This window comes from Rhizobium mesosinicum (genome assembly GCF_019511345.1).
GTDB classification, from domain to species: domain Bacteria; phylum Pseudomonadota; class Alphaproteobacteria; order Rhizobiales; family Rhizobiaceae; genus Rhizobium; species Rhizobium mesosinicum.
Genome location: NZ_JAEUAK010000015.1, coordinates 97,528 through 118,575, shown reverse-complemented (window position 1 = coordinate 118,575; position 21,048 = coordinate 97,528). Strand labels below are relative to the sequence as shown.

The 21,048-nt window shown below is 61.7% G+C and carries 23 protein-coding genes and 1 pseudogene; 13 read left to right on the top strand and 11 right to left on the bottom strand.

The window, feature by feature from the left end; all coding sequences use genetic code 11:
• Positions 1–74: 74 nt before the first annotated feature.
• Positions 75–1,682 carry a fumarate hydratase gene (locus tag JNB85_RS27950; protein WP_220337652.1) on the top strand — a complete coding sequence of 536 codons (1,608 nt, stop codon included), beginning with the start codon at positions 75–77 and terminating at the stop codon, positions 1,680–1,682.
• A gap of 15 nt (positions 1,683–1,697) precedes the next feature.
• Here JNB85_RS27950 and JNB85_RS27945 read toward each other — a convergent pair whose 3' ends face one another.
• Positions 1,698–1,934 (bottom strand): hypothetical protein, encoded by a 237-nt coding sequence (locus JNB85_RS27945; protein ID WP_220337651.1) that lies wholly within the window; start codon positions 1,932–1,934, stop codon positions 1,698–1,700.
• Positions 1,935–2,298: 364 nt separating this feature from the next.
• Here JNB85_RS27945 and JNB85_RS27940 point away from each other — a divergent pair, with 364 nt between their 5' ends.
• Positions 2,299–3,369: a GGDEF domain-containing protein gene (locus JNB85_RS27940; RefSeq protein ID WP_220337650.1), complete on the top strand. Its 1,071-nt coding sequence runs from the start codon at positions 2,299–2,301 to the stop codon at positions 3,367–3,369.
• A 27-nt stretch (positions 3,370–3,396) separates the two neighbouring features.
• On the opposite strand, the gene JNB85_RS27935 is transcribed toward JNB85_RS27940, so the two are convergent.
• Both JNB85_RS27935 and JNB85_RS27930 read right to left on the bottom strand, forming a co-directional pair.
• Positions 3,397–4,050: a LysE family translocator gene (locus tag JNB85_RS27935; RefSeq protein ID WP_220337649.1), complete on the bottom strand. Its 654-nt coding sequence runs from the start codon at positions 4,048–4,050 to the stop codon at positions 3,397–3,399.
• Positions 4,051–4,174: 124 nt separating this feature from the next.
• Complete coding sequence (locus JNB85_RS27930) at positions 4,175–6,598, bottom strand: glucan 1,4-alpha-glucosidase (RefSeq protein WP_220337648.1); 2,424 nt, start codon at positions 6,596–6,598, stop codon at positions 4,175–4,177.
• Positions 6,599–6,765: 167 nt separating this feature from the next.
• Here JNB85_RS27930 and JNB85_RS27925 point away from each other — a divergent pair, with 167 nt between their 5' ends.
• Positions 6,766–7,497: an ROK family protein gene (locus JNB85_RS27925; RefSeq protein WP_220337691.1), complete on the top strand. Its 732-nt coding sequence runs from the start codon at positions 6,766–6,768 to the stop codon at positions 7,495–7,497.
• Between the two features lie 86 nt (positions 7,498–7,583).
• A pseudogene (locus JNB85_RS27920) lies at positions 7,584–8,425 on the top strand (acyl-CoA thioester hydrolase/BAAT C-terminal domain-containing protein).
• Between the two features lie 7 nt (positions 8,426–8,432).
• Here JNB85_RS27920 and JNB85_RS27915 read toward each other — a convergent pair.
• Positions 8,433–9,338 carry a DMT family transporter gene (locus JNB85_RS27915; protein ID WP_220337647.1) on the bottom strand — a complete coding sequence of 302 codons (906 nt, stop codon included), beginning with the start codon at positions 9,336–9,338 and terminating at the stop codon, positions 8,433–8,435.
• 177 nt (positions 9,339–9,515) lie between these two features.
• Between JNB85_RS27915 and JNB85_RS27910 the strand changes: the two genes are divergently transcribed.
• Positions 9,516–10,151 (top strand): LysE family translocator, encoded by a 636-nt coding sequence (locus tag JNB85_RS27910; protein ID WP_220337646.1) that lies wholly within the window; start codon positions 9,516–9,518, stop codon positions 10,149–10,151.
• A 49-nt stretch (positions 10,152–10,200) separates the two neighbouring features.
• Positions 10,201–10,461 (top strand): TfoX/Sxy family DNA transformation protein, encoded by a 261-nt coding sequence (locus JNB85_RS27905; protein WP_220337645.1) that lies wholly within the window; start codon positions 10,201–10,203, stop codon positions 10,459–10,461.
• 53 nt (positions 10,462–10,514) lie between these two features.
• On the opposite strand, the gene JNB85_RS27900 is transcribed toward JNB85_RS27905, so the two are convergent.
• Entirely contained in the window at positions 10,515–10,874 is a 360-nt protein-coding gene (locus JNB85_RS27900; RefSeq protein ID WP_220337690.1) for a MarR family winged helix-turn-helix transcriptional regulator, read from the bottom strand.
• A gap of 163 nt (positions 10,875–11,037) precedes the next feature.
• On the bottom strand, positions 11,038–11,484 hold the full coding sequence (locus JNB85_RS27895; protein ID WP_220337644.1) for a MarR family transcriptional regulator: 447 nt from the start codon (positions 11,482–11,484) through the stop codon (positions 11,038–11,040).
• Between the two features lie 85 nt (positions 11,485–11,569).
• Between JNB85_RS27895 and JNB85_RS27890 the strand changes: the two genes are divergently transcribed.
• Positions 11,570–13,384, top strand: a complete 1,815-nt coding sequence (locus JNB85_RS27890; protein WP_220337643.1) for a chloride channel protein — start codon at positions 11,570–11,572, stop codon at positions 13,382–13,384.
• 231 nt (positions 13,385–13,615) lie between these two features.
• On the opposite strand, the gene JNB85_RS27885 is transcribed toward JNB85_RS27890, so the two are convergent.
• Complete coding sequence (locus JNB85_RS27885; RefSeq protein WP_220337642.1) at positions 13,616–13,927, bottom strand: hypothetical protein; 312 nt, start codon at positions 13,925–13,927, stop codon at positions 13,616–13,618.
• A gap of 176 nt (positions 13,928–14,103) precedes the next feature.
• Between JNB85_RS27885 and JNB85_RS27880 the strand changes: the two genes are divergently transcribed.
• The 4 genes from JNB85_RS27880 (at position 14,104) to JNB85_RS27865 (ending at position 17,791) form a co-directional block, all read left to right on the top strand.
• The gene (locus JNB85_RS27880; RefSeq protein WP_220337641.1) at positions 14,104–15,657 is read left to right on the top strand and encodes an acetolactate synthase large subunit; all 1,554 of its coding nucleotides are present in this window, start codon (positions 14,104–14,106) and stop codon (positions 15,655–15,657) included.
• A gap of 76 nt (positions 15,658–15,733) precedes the next feature.
• Positions 15,734–16,630: a helix-turn-helix transcriptional regulator gene (locus JNB85_RS27875; RefSeq protein ID WP_220337640.1), complete on the top strand. Its 897-nt coding sequence runs from the start codon at positions 15,734–15,736 to the stop codon at positions 16,628–16,630.
• A 62-nt stretch (positions 16,631–16,692) separates the two neighbouring features.
• Positions 16,693–17,571: an NmrA family NAD(P)-binding protein gene (locus tag JNB85_RS27870; protein WP_220337639.1), complete on the top strand. Its 879-nt coding sequence runs from the start codon at positions 16,693–16,695 to the stop codon at positions 17,569–17,571.
• A 70-nt stretch (positions 17,572–17,641) separates the two neighbouring features.
• Positions 17,642–17,791 carry a hypothetical protein gene (locus JNB85_RS27865; RefSeq protein ID WP_113308362.1) on the top strand — a complete coding sequence of 50 codons (150 nt, stop codon included), beginning with the start codon at positions 17,642–17,644 and terminating at the stop codon, positions 17,789–17,791.
• Between the two features lie 85 nt (positions 17,792–17,876).
• On the opposite strand, the gene JNB85_RS27860 is transcribed toward JNB85_RS27865, so the two are convergent.
• Positions 17,877–18,173, bottom strand: coding sequence for a hypothetical protein (locus JNB85_RS27860; RefSeq protein ID WP_220337638.1), 297 nt, complete (start codon positions 18,171–18,173; stop codon positions 17,877–17,879).
• Between the two features lie 144 nt (positions 18,174–18,317).
• Here JNB85_RS27860 and JNB85_RS27855 point away from each other — a divergent pair, with 144 nt between their 5' ends.
• Positions 18,318–18,734, top strand: a complete 417-nt coding sequence (locus JNB85_RS27855; protein WP_223216629.1) for a YkvA family protein — start codon at positions 18,318–18,320, stop codon at positions 18,732–18,734.
• A 16-nt stretch (positions 18,735–18,750) separates the two neighbouring features.
• Here the strand turns inward: JNB85_RS27855 and JNB85_RS27850 are convergent, their stop codons facing one another.
• The gene (locus JNB85_RS27850; RefSeq protein ID WP_220337637.1) at positions 18,751–19,641 is read right to left on the bottom strand and encodes a LysR substrate-binding domain-containing protein; all 891 of its coding nucleotides are present in this window, start codon (positions 19,639–19,641) and stop codon (positions 18,751–18,753) included.
• Positions 19,642–19,811: 170 nt separating this feature from the next.
• On the opposite strand from JNB85_RS27850, the gene JNB85_RS27845 reads away from it, so the two are divergent.
• Positions 19,812–19,973, top strand: a complete 162-nt coding sequence (locus JNB85_RS27845) for a YjiS-like domain-containing protein (protein WP_220337636.1) — start codon at positions 19,812–19,814, stop codon at positions 19,971–19,973.
• 13 nt (positions 19,974–19,986) lie between these two features.
• On the opposite strand, the gene JNB85_RS27840 is transcribed toward JNB85_RS27845, so the two are convergent.
• A complete protein-coding gene (locus tag JNB85_RS27840) occupies positions 19,987–20,523 on the bottom strand; it encodes a 2'-5' RNA ligase family protein (protein ID WP_220337635.1) in 537 nt (178 codons plus the stop codon).
• A gap of 97 nt (positions 20,524–20,620) precedes the next feature.
• The gene (locus JNB85_RS27835) at positions 20,621–21,034 is read right to left on the bottom strand and encodes a GFA family protein (RefSeq protein WP_183830628.1); all 414 of its coding nucleotides are present in this window, start codon (positions 21,032–21,034) and stop codon (positions 20,621–20,623) included.
• Positions 21,035–21,048: the final 14 nt, after the last annotated feature.

Sequence of the window (21,048 nt, the reverse complement as noted above, 5' to 3'; positions counted from 1 at the left end):
CCCTTCGCGATTGCTTTTGGCCCCAGCCACAATTAGACCGGTTCCAAACTACCCTACTCAGAAAGGTCACTTCGATGGCTGACGATCTCTTCCGCCTTGGCGCCGATACTACCCCTTACCGCAAGATCAGCAGCGACTATGTCTCTGTCGATACGTTCAAGGGCCAGGAGATCCTCTCGGTCGATCCCGAGGGCATCCGCCTGCTCGCCGAAACGGCCTTTGCCGACATCAACCACTTGCTTCGTCCCGGCCATCTGAAGCAGCTCGCCGCGATACTCGACGATCCGGAAGCCACCGACAATGACCGCTTCGTCGCCTACGATCTTCTGAAAAACGCCAATATCGCCGCCGGCGGCGTGCTGCCCATGTGCCAGGATACCGGCACGGCGATCATCATGGGCAAGAAGGGCCGCCGCGTCTGGACCGAGGGAGGCGATACGGCAGCGCTTTCGAAGGGCGTGCTCGACGCCTATGAAAAGAAGAACCTGCGCTATTCGCAGCTCGCCCCCATTACGATGTTCGAGGAAAAGAACACCAAGAACAATCTGCCGGCGCAGATCGATATCTATGAGGAAGGTACCGACAGCTACGACTTCCTCTTCGTCGCCAAAGGCGGCGGCTCGGCAAACAAGACCTTCCTCTTCCAGGGCACGCCCTCGCTCCTGTCGCATGACCGCATGCTGGATTTCCTCAAGGAGAAGATACTGACGTTAGGTACGGCAGCCTGTCCCCCCTACCATCTGGCGATCGTCATCGGCGGCACCTCGGCCGAGATGAACCTGAAGACCGTCAAGCTTGCCTCCACCCGCTACCTCGATGAGCTGCCGACCGAAGGCTCCGACAGCGGCCATGCCTTCCGCGACATCGGGATGGAGAAGGAAATCCACAAGTTGACGCAGAGCCTCGGCGTCGGCGCCCAGTTCGGCGGCAAGTATTTCTGTCATGACGTGCGCGTCATCCGCTTGCCCCGCCATGGCGCCTCGCTGCCGATCGGCCTCGGCGTCTCCTGTTCCGCCGACCGCCAGGCCAAGGGCAAGATCACCCGCGACGGCATCTTCATCGAGCAGCTCGAAACCGATCCGTCCAAGTACATGCCCGACATCGACGAGGAGAAACTGTCCGAATCCGTCGTACGCATCGATCTCAACCAGCCGATGGCCGATGTCCTTGCCGAACTCTCCAGGCATCCGGTCAAGACCCGCCTGTCGCTGACAGGCACGATCGTCGTCGCCCGCGACCTCGCGCATGCCAAGATCCGAGAACGGCTGGAAAAGGGCGAAGGCATGCCCGACTATATGAAGAACCACCCGGTCTATTATGCGGGTCCGGCCAAGACCCCTGCCGGCTACGCCTCCGGTTCCTTCGGCCCGACGACTGCGGGCCGCATGGATAGCTATGTCGACCAGTTCCAATCCTTCGGCGGATCGATGGTGATGCTCGCCAAGGGGAACCGCTCGCGCGCCGTGCGCGAGGCCTGCAAGAAGCATCGGGGTTTTTATCTCGGCTCCATCGGCGGCCCGGCAGCGCGTCTGGCGCAGGACTGCATCCGCAAGGTCGACGTGCTGGAATATCCCGAACTCGGCATGGAAGCCGTCTGGAAAATCGAGGTGGAAGACTTCCCGGCCTTCATCGTCATCGACGACAAGGGCAACGACTTCTTCCAGGAGCTTAATCTAGGCTGACATTTAAGGCAGGGGCTACCGACCGGAAGCGGTCTCGGCCTGATCGATATTGGCCGCGGTGACAAGCTGAGTTGAAGGCTTCTCCACGCCCGCGATATCGGCAGCGCCGAGAACGTCTTCCACCTTCACGCTGGCGAGGATGTCGGTGCTGAAGATGCCGTTGAAGAAGCCGCTTTGCTGCAGAAGGAACGCAACGCCGAATGCGATGGCGAGAGCAAGAATGGCGGGCGAGGTTTGGCGAGACGGTTCCATGAACTCATGCCTTCGGCAGGGGGCCACGATCCGGTGCCCGTAAATCCGGTTTCTTAAGACAAGGTCTGTCACTTGGCCCTGCCTGCCAGAAGACCAGAAAACAGATACCGAACGTCAACAAAATCAAAACAATCCCTGAAAAGAGAAGAGGATTGAACTTTTTTGATACACCTCGCGCATAGGAGGTGCCTCAGTTGCAGTAGAACTTACAAATCTTTGAGAAAAATCATAGGGCTGATCGTAGTATTGATGCTTATCAAACTTATCGTATGTAATCTTTGGTATATGTCGCCTTAATCATTTCCCAAGAAATCTAAGATAACAAATAGAAGATTGCTTAAAAGTTGGACGAGGAGTTGCCGGAATGAATACGGCTGTTGCGCCGAAGGTGCAGGTTCCCGATGTCGCGGGTCAGATTACCTATGCCATGCGCTCCATGGGCGTTGCACCCATACCTCGCAACTACGAACTCTTCTACGAAGCCTATATCGGCTCCAACCCCGCACTCACCCGCGACCTCGCCGCGCTCGGCAGCCAAGCGACACAGGCCGAGCTCGATGCGCTCGGCGCTCAGCACTGCGCACACACAGCACCGGCCAAGATATTCGACGACGCCCATAGCCGCATCGCCGGCGAACTGGAAGGCCTGCTGCGGGTGCTGCGCCAGGAGCAGACCTCGCTCGAAAGCTATAACCGGCTGCTCAACGAGACCTGCAAGCGCATCAGTTCCAAGAGCACGACGAGCGCCGACCTCATCGAAAACGCCATCGACCTGCTCACCCAGGCAACAGGCGATACGATCACCCACGGCGAAAAGACCGTCGAAGACATGGTCCAGCGCTCGCAGGAGATGGATCAGGTCCGCAAGGAACTCGACGAATACAAGCGCATCGCCAATACGGACTCGCTGACGCGTCTTTCCAATCGCCGCGCCTTTGACGATCGGCTGGCCGCCGTCTTCAACAATCCGGCGCTCCGCCCTGTGACCGCCCTGCTCCTGGCCGACATCGACAATTTCAAGAAGATCAACGACACCTACGGCCACCCGGTCGGCGACAAGGTTCTGGCGACGGTCGCCTCCGTCATCCGCACCAATGTTCGCCGGGACGTCTTCGTCGCCCGCACTGGCGGTGAGGAATTCGCCCTCATCATTGACGGCAACACGCTCGAGGAAGTGACTGTCATTGCCGAGCGCATTCGCCGGACGCTGGAATCCACCCCCTTCAAGAATTCCCGCACCCGCGTCGACTACGGCCCGGTCACGGTTTCCATCGGCGTCTGCATGGCCTCGCATGCCGGCGATGCCGGCGACCTCTATTCCAAGAGCGATATCGCGCTATACAGCGCCAAGAATGCCGGGCGCAACTGCACCGTCGTCTATGAAGAGGGCATGCAGAAGGAATTCTCCAAGAGCTGGCTGATCTACAAGTCGTAAATTCGGGAGCTTTCCTGGCAGCCTACGTCACGCGCTGACCGGGCGCGCCTCTCCTGTCAGCGCCAGGCGGAGGCCGAGGCCAAGCATCACGAGCCCGGTAAAGCGCTTCTGCCAGACGAGCAGATGCGGGCGGCGGGAAAGCCAGTTGCCGAGACCGCCAGCGCCAAAAGCCACAAGCGCAAGCACGATAAAACCGGAAAGTTTCTGCATCCCTCCGAGGATCAGAAGCTGGGCCGCGACCGGCCAGCCATTGTGCGGATCAACGAACTGCGGAAGAAAAGCCAGCATGAAAACCAGTACCTTCGGGTTCGTCAGATTGCTGATCATCCCCTCACGTAGTGCCGTCCAGCCAGAGACGGGATTGCGTTCGACGGTCGGATCGAGCCTTCCACGCGTTTTCAGCAGAAGCTTGAAACCAAGCCAGATGAGATAGGCGGCGCCAACCCAGCGAAGAATCGCAAAGGCGAGAGGCGAACTCTGGATAATCGATGCGACCCCAAGTGCCAAAAGCGGAAGCTGGATCAGCCCTGCGGCAAGGGTGCCGCCGACGGCGGTCAGAAATGCCACGCGCCGGCCCTGCCCTATGCCGCGCCCGATGACGAGCAGCATATCCGGGCCCGGCGAGAGCTGCAGGGCAAGAAGCGCCAGGAAAAACGGGATCAACGTGCTTGAAACGAACATCTTTCAGGCTCCTCGAGGTGCAGCACCTCCACACACAGCCGATAGCATGCTTGAGATCACTCTCAAACTGCTCGGCAAGCGCAAGCAGCAACCGTGACAAGGGTACGCAGGCGACGGACCCGCCTCAAACGACCTCGATCATGAAATCCACGCCCTCCCATCGCTGGGCATCCTTCCAAAAGATCGTGAAGTCGATTCTGCTGGGGCCGAGCGTCTGCGTGGGCAGGTCGAAGACATGCGTGCCGAAGCCGGTGTCGCGGCATGGGCTGTCGGTGGCACTTGCCCAGCTGTCGGTGGACCAGCGCACCAGCGCCGGCTCGGGCAGTTCGATGCGGAGCCGTCGGCCCGACGGCATCTGGTCCCGCCTGGCCGTCAGCCGCCAGGAGAAAGGTGCCGGCGCCGGCTCTGCCGCGACATAGCGGGCAAAGGTCTGGGGCGGCATGTCGAAGATCATGCCGTCCCGCAGCGAGCGGAGCAGCTTGATATGTTCGGCATGCGCCCAGACGAGCGGCATGGCGCTGCCCGAGGGCCGGCCGAGGAAGAGCTCGCGTTCCGGCACATCCTCGCTGTCCCATATCTGTTCCGGCAACAGCCCGCCCTCGCTTGCCGAAGCTTCGAGTGCTGCGAGCATCCGCCGCGCCTCTTCCGCCCGCCCGGCGGCAAGCTCGTAATGAGCGCGCTCGCCGGTCAGCAGCGGCCAGAGCCTGCCGACGCCGCTCCCGGCAAACGGCGCGCCGCCGATGCGTTCGCCATAACCGTCGTCATTGTAGCGATACCAGTAGGGACCGGCCGGAAGGTCGCGTCGCAACTCCGCATCGATCGCCGCCACCGTACCAAGGATACGCGGGTCGTTGGCGGCCCGCAGGCCGAAGCGCACCAGCGCCAGCGCATCGGGGCTTATCAGCAGGTCCGCTTCAACCACTTCGCCGAGATCGTCCCGATTGCGGATCGGAATAAAGTCACGCCGCAGTGACAGGCGGCCCTCGGTCGCCGATGCGATGCGTACATAATAGCCTTCGACGCCGAGGCTGCGCGACAGTTCGGTATCGGTGGCGTAGGTCCATTCCTCTATACGATCGTTCCAGCCATCGGCCACCTCGCGCAGATACTGCGCCGCGTCCAGCCGCCCTGCCGCTTCCACAGCGTCGGCCGCCGCAAGTAGCCCGGCGATCTCGACGGCAAGTGTGAAGGGCGAATAGCCGGCATCCTCTTCCCAGCGATCCTCCTGCGTGGCGGGACCGTTTCTGACGATGTAACCGGCGGCAGCTTCGATCATCGGCAGATAGCGGCCGGTTTCCAAGGCACCGATTGCGCCCGAGCGCAGCAGCATGTCGTAGAGCAGGATCGGAAAGGCCGTCTCGTCCATCTGGATGCCGTTCCAGTAGGGCCGTCCGTCGAGCCAGGCGTTCTGCACCCAATGGCCGTCCGCTTCCTGGATGACGGTGAGATAGTCGAGCACCGAACGTGCGTCCGCCGCCGCCCCGGCCGCCAGCAGCCCGCCCGCCGTCTCCACCAGATCGCGCGTCCACACGAGATGATAACCGCCAAGGTCATCGTCGCTCTTGTTGAAGCCCCAGGGGATGGAGAGGCTGGCGATGATGGCGCCGGAGGCGTCGTCGCGGTGAGTGGCAAGCACGCTGGTACTGACGCGGTAGCGGTTCAGCTTGTCAGGGTCATGCGGCTCGTCGAGCGCAAGCAGCCCGGCCTGCCAGTCCCGCCAGCCGTTACGGTAACGCTTCAGTGCCGGCTCCACACCCTGTTCCAGGCTGAGCAGCGTGCGCAGGGCAGCCTCCTCCGGCTGCGTGCCGAAGCCGATAGCGACCAGAGCCCTTCCCTGGTCGGATTGGCTCCCGCCCGACTGGATATCAAGCGTCCCTGACAGCGCGACATTGCCTGAAGCAGCATAGCGATATTCCTCTTTCAGCCCCTCGCCGCGCGACAGCGTCTGCCAGCCATCGGAAATGCCGACATAGCCTGCGGAGCGCGCAAGCCAGGGTACAGAGGCGGCAATGGCAAGCGACCGCCCGGACCCCTCGGCAAAGAGCATCGGTCTGCCCTTGAAATCGGCATACCAGCCGGTGTTGTCGGCGCCGCCGTTGACGAGATGCGGGGCGACCAGCGCATGCAGCCGGTAATCGGAAAGGCTGCCAGTCAATGCCTCGAAGCGGATGTCCTGCAGCACCACCTCGCGCTCCGGATCCGAAAAGATGGTCTTGGTGATACGATAGCGGCCGTCACGGGCGGTATTGATGAGCCGGAAGGCCGGGACACCGTCCTCGATCGCCTGCACGCTATGATCGGCATCGCGCTTCTCCTCGGAGAAATAGCCTTCCGCCGTCACGACGAAGCCGAAATCGCGCACGCAGGCCATGTCGAGCCGCGGCGCGTAAATCTCGTTGAGGATGCCGTGGCTTGCCGTAAACCAGACGCAGCTCGCCGAACTGACGGATGTGCCGACCGCGCTCTTGTCGCTGGAAGTCCAGCGGGGTTCGATGCCCGGCGCGCCTGGTGGCGCGACGGAACCGGGTGGCAGTGTCGGAAAGGCCAAGTGTGTTCCTCCGCTTGGGAATGCTCCCCTTGAATGCACTATCCTGGGATGAATTAAAGTAATCCGCAATATACCGGCTTGACAGCCGTCGCCGATCTCGCGCCCGATAGAATGGTGCGGGAACGATTGAGGGCACAGCCCGGAGAGGAGCGCCAGCCATGGCTGACATGACGGAGGCACCCGATGCGACGCAGACAGGCGAGCATGGCGGGACGGCGGCGGCCGCAGCGGCAGGCCGCATCGTGCTCGCCGTCGATATTGGCGGCTCGCATGTGAAAGCAGAACTCAGCAGCGGCAGCGAGCGACGCTCGGTCGTATCGGGGCGTGCAATGACGGCGGCAAAGATGGTCGCAGCCCTCACCGATCTCACCGCCGACTGGCACTATGACGCCGTCGCCATGGGTTATCCCGGCCCCGTTGCTGCCCACCGCCCCGCGGCGGATCCGTTCAACCTCGGCCCGGGATGGAAGGGCCTCGATTTCGAGGCAGCCCTCGGCAAGCCCGTACGCATGGTCAACGACGCGCTGATGCAGGCGATCGGCAGCTATGAGGGCGGCCGCATGCTCTTCCTTGGCCTCGGCACCGGCCTCGGCTCGGCCATAATTGCCGACAACGTCTGCCTGCCGCTCGAACTGGCGCACATGCCCTATAAGAAGGCGACCTTCGAGGACTATGTCGGCGAACGTGGCCTGGAAAGTCGCGGCAAGGGCAGATGGCGAAAATCGGTCGTCGACGTCGCCGACCGCCTGAGTGCCGCCTTGCTGCCCGACTACATCGTCATCGGCGGCGGCAATGTCGATAAGCTGAAGGAACTGCCACCAAAATGCCGTCGCGGCAACAATGACAACGCCTTCCGCGGCGGCTTCCGGGTCTGGTTGGATGATAGCCTGCGGCTGTGAGCGGCACCTCGAAAGAGCTTTCATCTGCAGTGACCGTCAAAAACCATCCGATAATCCAACAGGATGTCAGCATGGCAACAAGCGCGATGGACGGCTGCAAAATCGAACGCCTCGAAGGCCGGATAAACGGCGCATTCGTCTCTCGGTCCGACGCGGGTGAAACCGGCGTCGTCGTGCTCGGCGGTTCCAGCGGCAGGGTCGATACCGATCGCGCCAAACTCTTCGCTGAGGCCGGCGCAAAAGCATTGGCCCTGCAATGGTTCGGCGGAACGGGACAATCGCCCGGCATTTGCGAAATCCCGCTGGAGACCTTCTGTGACGCCACGGACTACCTGATTTCGCGGGATGCCAGCGCATCGTCTTCGTCGGAACCTCGAAAGGCGCAGAGGCGGCCTTGCTTGTCGCCAATCTGGACCCGCGTGTGAACGCTGTTATTGCGATCAGCCCGAGTTCGGTTGTCTGGGGCAATATCGGCCCCGGCAAGGACGGCATAGCATGGCCCGAACGCTCGTCCTGGTCCTGGAACGGAGAGCCGCTGGATTTCATTCCCGCCGATCCCGCCTGGGAGCGGGACTACCGCGATGGGCTGCTAGCCTATCGTTCCTTCTTCGAAAAATGCCTGAAGACCGGCGAGGAAACCCTGCGACGGGCGCGTATCGAAATCGAGAAAGCCGCAGCAGAGCTCTTGCTTGTGGCTGGTGGCGACGATGCGCTCTGGCCATCGGAGAGGTTCGCATGTGAGCTCGCCCGCCGACGCGAGGAAAGCGGCCGGCCGGTGTCGCTGGTCGTTGACGCCGGGGCGGGCCATCGCGTGCTGCTTCCCGGCGAAACCACGCCTAGGTCGCGCCTTCATGCCCATGGCGGCACGGATACGGCGGATGCAAGGCTTGGCGAGGCGGCATGGGCGGTGATCCGGGCGCTGCTGTGAGCAGGCGCTAGACGGCCTCCTGGGTGCGTTTGCGGGGAGGAAGCGTCATGGCGATCACGCCGGCCATAACGCAGGCAAGCCCGAGGCCTGCTGTGGAAGACAGCGTTTCGCCGAGGAAGAGCATCCCGATCGCAACCGCTATCGGCACCCGGAGATAGGCTTGCGCCGTGGCACCGACCGAACCGAGGGTCTGCACGAGACGGAAATAGATCACGAAGGCGAGCGCCGTCGAAAAGACCGCGAGCGCAAGGAGCGCCAGGATGGAATAGAGGCTCGGGCTCAATGTCCAAGGGTGATCGACGGCGATGCTGGTCGGAATGAGGATCACCGCGCCGGAGAGCAGCGAGCCGGCGGCTGGCATGATCGGATCAAGACCTCTGAAATTCCGCCCGAAGACCGCAGCACCCGCATAACTGACCGTCGCTGCGACGATTGCGAGCTGCGCAGAAAGCGCCTGTCCGATACTGGCAAGTGCCCCGACACCCATAATCAGCGCGGTTCCGATCAATCCCGCCGTGACGCCGAACAGCTTGCGCCCCGTCAGGGCTTCGTGCCGGGTGATCAACGCGGTGATCAAAAAGGCAAAAATCGGTGTTGTGGAATTCAGGATCGCCGCCAGGCCGGCATCGGTCATCCGCTCGGCCCAGGCGATCAGCGTAAAAGGCAGGACGCTGTTGAGGCAGGCCTGGACCAGGAAGTAAGTCCATGTCTGCCGGTCGCGAGGCAGTTTCAGGCCGCGCCAGCGTATGACAGCGAAAAGCAGCAGGCCGGCGATGAGCGTCCGCGCCGCCACCAGCGTTACCGGCGGAATGGTTTCCACGCCGATCTTGATGAAGGTGTAGGAGGCACCCCAGAGCGTCGAGAGCACCAAGAGCAGTCCCAGTTCCCTCGTCATGCCAGTCTTCCTGTTCATCGCATTCCCCTTTCCGTTCATGCATTCCGCGCTTCTCTTTAGCCGCAGCGGAGGTGGAATGCTTCGATGCCGACCGAACTGTCGACGATCGGAAATAGGCGGTCGGTGGAGTGGCGAATCCTCTTTCGGAAATGTCAGGCTGATGTCATAGCTAGCGCGCCAACGGAGGAGAACGACATGACCGAAATGACGGTTCTTGCATTTGCACTTGTGGCATTCATCGGCATCGCCACACCCGGCCCGACGGTGCTTCTCGCCCTGACGAACGGCTCGAAATTCGGGGTGCGTCGGGCCGTATTTGGCATGATCGGCGCCGTCATGTCCGACTTCGTGTTGATTGGTGCCGTTGCCCTCGGCCTCGGTGCGCTGCTGGCGGCCTCGGAGTTCTGGTTCACGGTCGTCAAATGGATCGGTGTCTGCTACCTCGCCTTCCTCGGCGTCATGCTGCTGCGCTCGAAGGGAACGCTTGACGTCTCGATGCGCTCCGAAAACGGAAACCCATCCGCTTCATCGGCGGCGATCTTCCTCAAGAGCTTTCTCGTTGCCGTCACCAATCCCAAGGGCTACCTCTTCTTCTCGGCCTTCCTGCCGCAGTTCATCGATCCCTCGGGCGCACAGGTCGAGCAATATGCCGTGCTCGCCCTCGTCTTCGCCGGCATCGACTTCATGGTCATGTTTGGCTACGCGGCTCTCGGCTCACAGGCCGTGCGGCTGTTGCGAAAATCGGGCGCGCTCTGGCTCGACCGAATCTGTGGCGGCGCCTTGCTGACGCTTGCCGGCTCTCTCGCCCTTTACCGGCGGGCAAGCGCATAAGGGGCGGAACAAGAACGTCAATCGATTTTCTGACCGAAGGCATGATGACGTGCGTATTGAAGCCATGCGAAATCTCGGACCGGCGACGGCGCGGATGTTGGCGGAAATCGATATCATTTCCGACGAGGATTTGCGCAATCTTGGTGCGGTCGAAGCCTATCACCGGCTAAAGTTCCGATTTGGCCGACATGTGACGATCCTGGCGCTCTATGCAATGGAAGCTGCGCTGCGCGACTGCGATTGGCGGGATCTCAACCCTGACGCGAAGGTATTTCTCCGGCGGCAGGTTGGGGTGGTCGAGTCCGAGTGATGCTTTAACGCTTCGAAACTGCGAAGCAGTCAGAGCCGACGCTGTTCGTTCGGCTAGGCCTCAGGTTCGCCACCCGCCTGCAGGTTCTGCAGCATATCGATGAGTTTTGGCGCCATCTCCCGGATTTCGGTTAGATGAATGGCCGTCAGCCGCCTCAAAACGTCATCCGCCTTGGCCGTCAGTCCTAGCGTTTGCCGCCTCTTGTCAGCCGGGTCTGTATGGCGCGAGACATAGCCCGCGGCGACCAGCCGGCCGACGAGTTCGGTGGCCGAATGCGGCGCGATCAGCAGGCGCTCGGCCAGGATACCGATCGTCATGGGCTCTTCGCCGCGATGACCGCGGATCGCAAGCAATGCCTGATGCTGCTGCACCGGCAACCCCTCTTCCTGAGCCGCCGAAGCGCTGAAATCCATGAAACGGCGCAGCGTATAGCGCAGGTCGGAGAGCGCTTCGTAATCGGCATCGCTCAGATCGTCTTTCGGCTTTTTCACTAAACGTCCTCGCGCTCTAAGGCCTTGAATCCATGCATGAGGCTTTCCGAAATCAAGGCCGATTTTCGGGCCGATGTTTTTGCTCTCATTGCATCCATGCGGCCACTTCCATCTGCCGGTGGTCCTGCAGCATGCGCAGCGCCTGCATGAGTTCCGGCGCCATTTCACGGATCTCATAGAGATGGGCTGATGTCAGACGACGCAATAGCTCTTCTGCCTTTGCTGTCAACAGGACGGTCGCCCGCCGCTTCTGCTTCGCGTCGATCGTGACATGGCCCGCCTCTTGCAGCGAAGCGGCAAGTGTCGCGGCTTCTGGCGGCGTAAGAAAGAGCTTGTCCGCGAGTTCAGGCAGGCTCATGCGTCCTCCAACGCCGAGCCCTTTGATCGCGAGCAGCGCCTGATGCTGCTGCCGCGTCAGGCCGAGCTTTTCTGCGGCCTTCCCGCTGAACTGGCGAAATTTGCGGATCCTATATCTGAGATTGGCAAGCGCCTCATATTCGATTTCCGATAGAGCGCGGTCTTTGTTCGGCATGGTTCCAGCTCCCGGTTTTGGCTGTTGATTTATATCGTGCTCCGATATATTTGCGGCAAGAACGAAGACGTCAACAGGACCAGCAATGCCTCCTCAAAAAAACGCACACCGCCCCCATGATTTTATGGGCGGCCTCTCCCGGCGCGAGGCGGGGGATTTCACCACGGACAAGCGTGTCCTGGCTCTCGTCGGCATGGCGCTGATCGTCGGCACCGGCGGCGTCCTTGCCGCCTGGGCTCTGGTCAGCCTCATCTCACTGGTGACGAACCTCGTCTGGTTTCACCGCTTCAGCATTGCGACCGTATCGATGGCGCAAGCGCCGCGCTCCGTCTGGATGGTGCTCATTCCCGTCATCGGCGGCCTCGTCATCGGCCTGATGGCCCGCTTCGGCTCTGAAAAGATCCGTGGCCACGGCATTCCCGAGGCGATAGAGGCGATCCTGATCGGCGGCAGCCGCATGTCGCCGAAAGTGGCGATCCTGAAGCCTCTCTCCTCGGCAATCTCGATCGGCACCGGCGGCCCCTTCGGCGCCGAAGGCCCGATCATCATGACGGGCGGCGCGATCGGCTCGCTGTTCGCCCAGTGCTTTCATCTGAGTTCGGCCGAGCGCAAGACGCTGCTGGTCGCCGGTGCTGCCGCCGGCATGACCGCGATCTTCGGATCGCCGATCGCCGCCATCATGCTTGCCGTCGAACTGCTGCTCTTCGAATGGAAGCCGCGCAGCTTCATCCCGGTCGCGGTTGCCGCCTGCGTGTCGATCTGCTGGCGTCCCTTCCTTTTTCAGGCAGGCCCGCTCTTTCCCAAGCAGTTCCATATGGATTTGCCGTGGTGGGGCATTCTGCTCTGCGCCGCAATGGGCATTATCGCCGGGCTGCAATCCGGTATCCTGACGACGCTGCTCTACAAGATCGAGGATCTTTTCGAGGCGCTGCCGATCCACTGGATGTGGTGCCCTGCCCTCGGCGGCCTCTTCATCGGCCTTGGCGGCCTAATCGAGCCTCGGGTGCTCGGCGTCGGCTACGACATCATCGACGGCCTATTGAACAGCTCCATCCTGCCGGCCGCCGTGCTGACGATCCTGCTGGTCAAGGGGTCGATCTGGCTGATCGCCCTGTCTTCGGGCACATCGGGCGGCGTGCTTGCGCCGCTCTTGATTTTTGGCGGTGCGCTCGGCTGGCTGGTCGGCCTTTTCCTTCCCGGCGATCCCGGCTTCTGGGCCTTGCTCGGCATGGCCGCCATGATGGGGGGCACGATGCGCGCGCCGCTGACGGGCACCTTTTTTGCCGTGGAACTGACGGGCGATGTCTCTTCGCTGCTGCCGCTGCTTGCGGCAACCGTCTCCGCCTATGCGGTCACTGTCCTGCTGTTGCGCCGCTCGATCCTGACGGAAAAGATCGCCCGCCGCGGCCAGCACATAACCCGCGAATATGGTGTCGACCCTTTCGAATTCTCCCGCGCCCGCGACATCATGATCAGGGAAGTCGATACGTTCCCAGCCGAGATGACGGTCGGTGACGTGACCAATTTCTTCACGGCGACGCTAAAGACCCACCGCGTCTACCCGGTGGTCGACGGCAAAGGCATCGTGAAGGGTCTGGTTTCGCGCGGCGATGCGCTGCGCTGGCAGCAGGATGGCACGCTTGCCGACCACATACTCGGCGATTTCGTCTCCGACAGCTCGCTGCCATTGGCCCACCCCGACGACACGGTCGGCTATGTCGCCGATCTTATGCTCGCAACCGATGCCGGCCGCATTCCGATCGTCGATGCCGAAACCGGAAAATTACTCGGCCTCATCGCCCGCAAGGATCTGCTGCGGTTGCGCCATTCGCTGAAGGCCACCGAGACCGAGCGCCGGCCCTATTTGGGACCGCGCCGAACAAACGAAGGGCGCACCTGAAGTTAAACACCTGATATCTCGCTGAAGCCGCCGTCAGCCCGTGACGGCGGAGAGCCGGTTCGCTGCAGGACGCAGGACTTCGCCCTATGCGCGTGATCCATTGCTGCCCCTCTGGAATGCTCGAAGAGAACGAAGCCTTTGTGGATTTTGTGGCCGAACATCTTGCCGCTCGGCCAGACCCTTTCCAGGCACATGTGGGCCATCATGTGCGCAGATAATGGCCACAACGCGTTACCGGCCGAGCCAGCGATATTCCTCGATTGAGGCCTTGCCGGTCTTCTTGTCGTAGAGGCAGATCAGGTTGACGTTCTTGACCTTGTTCTTGCCCTTGCCCATCGAGCCGCGCAGGAGCACTGCAACCTTCCCCGTCGCATCGTCGAAGACGATGGGAGCGGTCGCTTCGGGCGTATCCATGCCCGACTGGCCGATGCAGGTGCCGTTCACTTTGGCGAAGAGCGCGTTCCACGAAGCATCGCTGGAGGCGCCGGCATAGTGAGCCGTCATCAGCAACGCGGCCGCCGCAATCGTCATTTTCTTGATCATTCTCAAACCCTTGTGAACCAGAGGAATCACTCTCGTCGTATGGACATATCTAGTGATGGGGCTGCAGGGCTAAAACAAGGCGGCGGATGGCCCGGATGAAGAGAGCCTCGTACATTATTCAAGGTTGTGCTCGCGCTTTTCCCATGCAAGGCTGCTGTTAGCGGGAGGAAACGGCCATGAATGGTGCAGACAGCCTGTGTGATACGCTGCTGACAAACGATGTCAGAGTGTGCTTTGCCAATCCCGGCACGTCGGAAATGCATTTCGTGGCAGCGCTCGATCGCAAGCCGGAGATGCGTTGCGTTCTCGGCCTCTCCGAGGGGGTCGTGACCGGAGCAGCCGATGGTTATGCGCGCATGACCGACCGGCCAGCCGCTACCTTGCTCCATACCGGACCGGGGCTGGCAAACGGCCTTGCCAATCTCCACAATGCCCGTCGGGCAAGGGTACCCCTCATCAACATCGTCGGCGACCACGCCTCTTATCATCTTGCTCTCGATGCACCGCTGACATCTGATATCGAAAGCCTTGCCGCGCCAATGTCGAACTGGGTGCGTCGCATCAGCGGCCCCGAGGATGTGGCGGGCGCGACGGAGGCTGCCTTCCGTGCCTCACTGTCACCTCCCGGTGTGGCAACGCTCATCCTGCCGGCAGATGCCGCCTGGGGCCATGTTGAAACGGATCAGCCGACCAGGCTGCCTCGGCCGATGCCATCGACGGTGAACATGGACGTCGTGCGCCAGGTGGCCGCCGCTATCAGAGATACGCCCGGCGAGGTCGGAATCCTCGTCAGCGGTGCGGCCGCCCGCGCCGATTGCCTGGAGATTGCGGGGGCAATTGCGGCGGCCAAGGATGTGCGTCTTTTCAGTGAGATGCAATTGCCGAGGGTCGAGCGCGGCCGCGGCCGCGTCGCCCTGACCCGCATCCCCTACCCGATCGACGCCGCCCTTGCTCTGCTGGCCGATATCGACGTTCTGGTATTGCTTGGCGCCCCCGAGCCTGTCGCCTTCTTCGCCTATCCGGGCAAGCCCGGCCGGCTGGTGCGCAAGGGCTGCAAGGTTCTGACCCTTGCAAGGCATGGCGAGGACCTGAAAGGTGCACTGGAAGCACTCAGGGACGAACTCGGCGTCCGGCAGTCACCGCCTCCGTCTCGATCATCGAACCTTTCAGACGATATCGTTCCGTTCGGCCATCTGACCGAAGATGCGATCGCCGTGATGGTGGCGGCAAGACTTCCCGACAATGCGATCGTCTGCGACGAGGGCGTCACCTCGGCCCGACGCCTCTTCGAACTTTCAGCCGACTCGGCGCCGCATGACTACCTGATGAACACCGGCGGCTCGATCGGCTGCGGAATACCGCTTGCGACGGGCGCGGCGATCGCCTGCCCCGACCGCAAGGTCATCAATCTGCAGGCGGATGGCAGCGGCATGTACACGGTGCAGGGCCTGTGGACGCAGGCGCGCGAAAATCTCGACATTGTCACGATCATCTTTGCCAACCGCGCCTATGCCGTGCTTCATGCCGAGATGCGCAATGTCGGCGTCGACGGCATCGGCGAGAACGCTCGGCGGATGATGGACCTCGATCACCCCGCCTGGGACTGGGTGTCTATCGCCAGGGGCATGGGCGTCGATGCCGCGGGTGCCCATAGCTGCGAGCAATTTGCCGATCTCTTCGAAAGCGCGCTCAGGCGCCGCGGACCGTTTCTCATTGAAGCGATCATCTGAGCTTTCAGGCAAACCGGTTGGCAAGCCAGCCTTTGAGACGTAGCATTCCGGCCTCAGCCGAAAGCCGAGACGGATCATGACAGCTTCATCCCTGCAGACCTCACCGCAGATCCTGCTGACCAGCGCCGGACGGGCGTGGAGCGGGCTGGCGGCCGACTTCCTGCATATTCCGCGGGGCATCTCTCGCGTTCCGGCTGGTGACATGCATCGTCTGGGCATTCACTTCGGCCCGCCCGTCAATGCCGATTGCCGCTGCGGCGGCCGACGCATGCGCCGCGTCCAGAAGCCCGGGGATATCGACGTCATCCCGGCCGGCCTCGACGGGTCCTGGGAGGACGATGCCGATTGCCGGATCCTGCGCGTAAGTCTCGCTCCCTCGCGGCTGCAGCAGGTCGCGGAAGATCTCGGGCGGGATATTGGAAAGATCGAACTCCAGCCGCGATTTCAGCTGCGCGATGCCGGCATCGAGGCGATCTGCCGGGCGATCAAGGCGGACCTGGAAGCCGATACGCCCTCCGACCCGCTCTACATCGATCTTCTCGCCAACGCGCTCGCCATCCGGCTGCTCGAGACCGCGAGGGACGGCGCTCCTCGGCCGGAGATCAGCGGCGAACCGAAACTCTCGGCCCGACAATTGCGGACGCTGACGGAATATATCGAGACCAATCTGGACCGGAAGCTGCATCTGGCGGACCTTGCGGTTGTTGCCGGCGTCAGCGTCACACGGCTGAAGAGTCTGTTTCGCAACAGCACCGGCCTTTCCGTGCACCAATATGTTATCCGCCGCCGCGTCGAATATGCCCGCGCCCTGATGACGACGACGGGTATGGCCGCAAGCGAGATCGCGCTTGCTGCAGGCTTTGCCCATCAGAGCCATATGGTAACGACCATGCGCCGGCTCATCGGCCAGACACCCGGAGAGATCCTGCGCGAAGCGGGCGAATTCCGCCCGAACTTGCAAAGACCGGCCTGAATTTGTGCGACGCCGTCTGTGCGGCACTCTAGTCCTTGCGCATCAACAGCAAGGAGAGACACATGATTGCAATCCTCGGAGCCGCCGGAAAGATCGGCTATTCGACCGCTAGGGCGTTGCGCGAGGCAGGTGTGCCCGTGCGCGCCATCCTGCGCGATCCGGCAAAGGCTGGCCGCCTGAGCGCCATCGGCTGCGAAGTCGCATTTGCCGATCTGCAGGACGCCAAGGCGCTAGCCGGAGCGATAGCGGATGCCGATAGCGTCCAGATCATTCTGCCGCCCAACCCGCGGGCCGAAGACATAAAAGGCGACATGTGCCGCTCGATCGAAAGCATCGCTGAGGCATTGGAAGAGGCACAGCCGGCTCTGGTGCTTGCCATTTCCGACTACGGCGCCCATCTCGGCGAAGGCTTCGCCATGCCGAGCATGTTCCACATGTTCGAACAGCGCCTTCGCCAGCTGGATATTCGCCGGATATTCCTGCGCTCGGCCGAGCATATGGAAGGCTGGGGCCGCGTCGCGCCGGCAGCGATCGCAACCGGCATTCTGCCGAGCTTTCACGACCCTGTCGAAAAGCAGATCCCTAACGTCTCGGCACAGGATGTCGGCCGGATCGCCGCCGATCTCCTGCTTCGGCCCGACATCGAAACGCGCGAGCAGATCGTTCATGCGGAAGGCCCGCGCCGCTATAGCGCAAGCGATGTGGCTGCGGCGCTGAGCCAGCTGCTAGGGCGCACGATTACCGCTGAGGCCCTGCCCCGCTCGCAATGGCGCGAAAGCCTGGGCCGCATGATGAGCGCCAGCGCTGCCGATCTCCTGACCGAGCTATACGAGGTTCACAGCAGGGGCGGCCTCATCGATGTCGAGCCGAATGCGCGCGATGTCCGCAGAGGCTCCACCGAGCTGACCGACGCGCTCAGGCCTGTTGTCGCCGTGCGGTGATTTTGGGAAAGACGCTGCAAGCCGGAACCGGATGAGGCTGAGGGGATTACCCTCAGCATAGGAGGTTCCGATGATCCGCAAACTGAAGTCAGGCGAATATCGTCTCTATTCCCGCAAGCCCGATGCGAAGACGCACAAACGTAAGAACCTGGGCACTTTCAAGACCCGGGAGGCGGCTGAGAAACACGAGCGCGAAGTGCAGTACTTCAAACATCACTAGATCAATTCCGGCAAAAGTGCGTAGTGGCAGCAATAGCGTCGTTGTTGCGACAACTGCGCAATGTGTTCAGCAGATCGGCTTCGCGTCAGCGGCCCACCATGCCTTTCGGGTCGTCCTGATAAGGAGCACTCCGGTTGGGGTCGCTGTAATAAGTCCGGTAGCCGCCGCTCGAATAAGTCTCTCGATAGGTGCCATTGAGCTGCTGATGCGTCTGCGAATAGAGATCTCCGTTTCGATAGGTGTTGTAGCCGCCGCCGAGATTCTGCTCTCTGATATAGGTATTGCCCGAACTGTCGGTAGAACACGGAGCCGAGACCAGATCGCAGGAAGCAGATGCGTTCCCGGCGGCCAGCAAGAAAATCCCAAACAAAACTGCTTTCATGCAAACTCCTTTTTCGCGAAAATGAACGCCACGCACGAGAGCAATGTACCTGAACAGCGAAAGAGAACAAACAGAAAACATCTGGGTTCTGCCCCCCGTCTGATGGATCAAATGTTAAACTGCACCTGCAATGATCCGCCCCGAATGCTGGAACGAACAGGCGGCGCAACAATGGGCGAATGGTTGAAGGCGGCAAAACAATGGGCGCGGAGCGTGAAACGCGATGTCGTCGCGCTCTGGATTGCCGCGCGTGACGATCGCACGCCCGTCATGGCCAAGATCGTGGCCGGGGCGGTCGCTGCCTACGCCCTTTCCCCTGTTGATCTCATCCCCGATTTCGTGCCGGTGCTCGGCTATCTCGATGATCTCGTCATCGTCCCGCTCGGCATCCTCGTCGCCATCCGTCTCATCCCCGCGCCTCTGATGTCGGAATTCAGGGACATGGCCATGCAGCGCGCGGGGCGGCCGGTCAGCCGTTCGGGCCTTGTGGCGATCGTGATCATCTGGTTGCTTGCAGCCTTCCTTTGCATCTGGCTTGCGTGGGACCTGTTTCGTCGCTGAAGCGAGTTTCCGCCAGCTATTCCCGCACGAAGGCGCTGCGCAGCCAGTCGAGGAAATGACCCGCTGCCGGCGAGAGCGCTCGGCCAGGCTGAATGACGGCCACGAAACCGTTCTCGTAAGTCAGGAATTCCGATCGTTCCACCAGCTTGCCACTTTTCAGCTCGTTCAGTGCAAAACGTCGCTCGACAAGCGCCACGCCAAGCCCGCTGACGGCGGCGCTGACGCAAAGATACATATGCGGGAAATAGAGCTCCGACTGCGCCGAAATCCTGTGTCCGGTCGCCGCCTGCCAGTTGGTCCATTGTTCGCTCAAACTGTCGGGCGAAATGCGGGTCGGGAAGCTGAAATCATCGCCATTGACGCTGAACGGATAATCCGGTGCAGACACCAGGCCAAAAGAAACCGAGGCGAGCGGGATATGCTCCCGCCTGAACTGCGGCCGTGACAGGCGATCCCAGCTCAGCATGATATCAACACCGTCTCTCGCCCGGTTCGGGCCTGCGTCGCGCGCGCTCGATGACATGGTCAGCTGCACCCGGCAATTCGGATAGAGGCTGTAGAATTCCGCCAGACGCGGCACCAGCCAGACCATGGCGAACGTGGCGCTGCAGGAAAGATGCACGCTCGCTTCGTTCCGGCTCGACTTCAGCTCCTGATAGCGCTCCTCCAGAAGATCGAAGGCCCGCGAGACTGTGGTGAAGAAGGCCGCCCCATCCTCATTCAGCCGAAGCCCGGTTCCCGATTTCTCGAACACGGGAAGCCCAAGCTGCTCCTGCAGAAGCTGCAACTGCTTGGACACAGCTCCATGCGTGCGCCCCAGCTCGTCGGCCGCGCGTGTCACCGAGCCGAGACGTGCAGTGGCCTCGAAGGCCCGGAGATAGGAGAGAGGCGGCAGATGGCGGGCCATGATTTTCTCATGTGTGAGTTTTTCTAACGGATAAAGTGAAGATAACGCGCTTTTGCGAATTCAGATACTACCATAAAAGTATGACATCCAAGCAAACACAGCAAAAATCTCCCGCATAGATCTCCGCTAGGAATAGGTGAGTTTTGCCAACAGAGAAAGGAAACTTTTTCATGCACATGACAGATACGCTCCGCCTGTGGCGCGAACGCTGGACCGAGCGCCGCCTCTTCGCCCGCGAACTGGATACTCTGCCCGACGAGACGCTACGGGATTTCGGTATGACGCGTGAAGTCGCCAACGAGCAGTGCCACCGGCCTTTCTGGCGCGCGTAAGCCACTGATAGGTTCAGCCCGGCAGTTGCCGGTGCCACAACAGCTCGACCGGATGGAAGCGCACGAGCGAAATCCGGTGCAGGCGTGCGGCCACCGGTTGCCAGAGGCCCGTCGCACCGCTGATTGCCGCCCCGGCCTCCTCTGGGCTCAGCTGCTCGCCGAGCGTGACATGCGGCACCCAGTTTTCCGGCAGGTAATGCGGCCAGCACGCCGCCCCCGCAGAGGCGGCCGCGACATGGAAGTTCCGGTGGAGGATTAGCAGCTCCTCGGAAACGACGGGCGCGGCGAACAGAACTGATGCCGGTCCGGGAAAAAGGCCGATGGCGGAAAGTTTGACGCTGGGAGCGTGCATGTCAGCGCTGAAGCGGTCGAGCGCGTTTGTGAGAGGCTCGGGGTCGAGCCCGTCATAAACGGCAAGCGATATGTGCGGCTCAGCCTTCAAGCGACGAGGAGTGACGACATCGGGCGAAATGCGCTCCATATGCTCGACGATCGGCTGAAGCTCTGCTGCAGCATACGGGTCCAGCTCCATGTGAACGGCAAAAGGCAAGGCGTCACCTGCTGTGTTTGCGGCACTATGTCAGGCGAATGAGAGAGCAACAATCCCTGTTCCGGCGCATTCTCGACGCAAAGTCAGGGCTCCCGCTTCACGCCGGCGGCATCCTCTCGAATTTCGGTACGGCCGGATCGAGGTGGTCCCAACCATATCCGGCCGCAGTCCAGGACACCAGTTGCGGCTGATAGCGGCTTGGGTCGTCGAGGCTTGCCGGCGTAACGATGAAGACCTCGGGCATGTCGGGAAAGGTCATGTAGACGGCTGAACCGCATGTCGGGCAGAAGCCGCGCTGCTTGACGGTTCCACCGTCGCCGACGGTCTGCCAGAGGGATGCCTCTCCCTCGACCTTCACCTCCGCTGCCACGAACGTCAGATGCGATTGATGTCCGGTGCCGCTGGAGCGCTGACACTGCCGGCACTGACAGTCGACCATGACGGCCGGCTCGCCTGATATCTCGTAACGGATCGCGCCGCAGGCGCAGCCACCGATATAGGACTTGGTCATGTCACTTTCCTCCT

What these genes read in the sequence shown, in the direction of transcription:
- JNB85_RS27835 (WP_183830628.1), bottom strand. Translation starts at nt 21,034, where the DNA reads ATGACCAAGTCCTATATCGGTGGCTGCGCCTGCGGCGCGATCCGTTAC.
- JNB85_RS27865 (WP_113308362.1), top strand. Translation starts at nt 17,642, where the DNA reads ATGATCCGCAAACTGAAGTCAGGCGAATATCGTCTCTATTCCCGCAAG.
- JNB85_RS27880 (WP_220337641.1), top strand. Translation starts at nt 14,104, where the DNA reads ATGAATGGTGCAGACAGCCTGTGTGATACGCTGCTGACAAACGATGTC.
- JNB85_RS27945 (WP_220337651.1), bottom strand. Translation starts at nt 1,934, where the DNA reads ATGGAACCGTCTCGCCAAACCTCGCCCGCCATTCTTGCTCTCGCCATC.
- JNB85_RS27845 (WP_220337636.1), top strand. Translation starts at nt 19,812, where the DNA reads ATGCACATGACAGATACGCTCCGCCTGTGGCGCGAACGCTGGACCGAG.
- JNB85_RS27855 (WP_223216629.1), top strand. Translation starts at nt 18,318, where the DNA reads ATGCTGGAACGAACAGGCGGCGCAACAATGGGCGAATGGTTGAAGGCG.
- JNB85_RS27900 (WP_220337690.1), bottom strand. Translation starts at nt 10,874, where the DNA reads ATGGATTTCAGCGCTTCGGCGGCTCAGGAAGAGGGGTTGCCGGTGCAG.
- JNB85_RS27890 (WP_220337643.1), top strand. Translation starts at nt 11,570, where the DNA reads ATGCCTCCTCAAAAAAACGCACACCGCCCCCATGATTTTATGGGCGGC.
- JNB85_RS27885 (WP_220337642.1), bottom strand. Translation starts at nt 13,927, where the DNA reads ATGATCAAGAAAATGACGATTGCGGCGGCCGCGTTGCTGATGACGGCT.
- JNB85_RS27850 (WP_220337637.1), bottom strand. Translation starts at nt 19,641, where the DNA reads ATGGCCCGCCATCTGCCGCCTCTCTCCTATCTCCGGGCCTTCGAGGCC.
- JNB85_RS27875 (WP_220337640.1), top strand. Translation starts at nt 15,734, where the DNA reads ATGACAGCTTCATCCCTGCAGACCTCACCGCAGATCCTGCTGACCAGC.
- JNB85_RS27950 (WP_220337652.1), top strand. Translation starts at nt 75, where the DNA reads ATGGCTGACGATCTCTTCCGCCTTGGCGCCGATACTACCCCTTACCGC.
- JNB85_RS27915 (WP_220337647.1), bottom strand. Translation starts at nt 9,338, where the DNA reads ATGAACAGGAAGACTGGCATGACGAGGGAACTGGGACTGCTCTTGGTG.
- JNB85_RS27935 (WP_220337649.1), bottom strand. Translation starts at nt 4,050, where the DNA reads ATGTTCGTTTCAAGCACGTTGATCCCGTTTTTCCTGGCGCTTCTTGCC.
- JNB85_RS27940 (WP_220337650.1), top strand. Translation starts at nt 2,299, where the DNA reads ATGAATACGGCTGTTGCGCCGAAGGTGCAGGTTCCCGATGTCGCGGGT.
- JNB85_RS27860 (WP_220337638.1), bottom strand. Translation starts at nt 18,173, where the DNA reads ATGAAAGCAGTTTTGTTTGGGATTTTCTTGCTGGCCGCCGGGAACGCA.
- JNB85_RS27870 (WP_220337639.1), top strand. Translation starts at nt 16,693, where the DNA reads ATGATTGCAATCCTCGGAGCCGCCGGAAAGATCGGCTATTCGACCGCT.
- JNB85_RS27925 (WP_220337691.1), top strand. Translation starts at nt 6,766, where the DNA reads ATGACGGAGGCACCCGATGCGACGCAGACAGGCGAGCATGGCGGGACG.
- JNB85_RS27895 (WP_220337644.1), bottom strand. Translation starts at nt 11,484, where the DNA reads ATGCCGAACAAAGACCGCGCTCTATCGGAAATCGAATATGAGGCGCTT.
- JNB85_RS27910 (WP_220337646.1), top strand. Translation starts at nt 9,516, where the DNA reads ATGACCGAAATGACGGTTCTTGCATTTGCACTTGTGGCATTCATCGGC.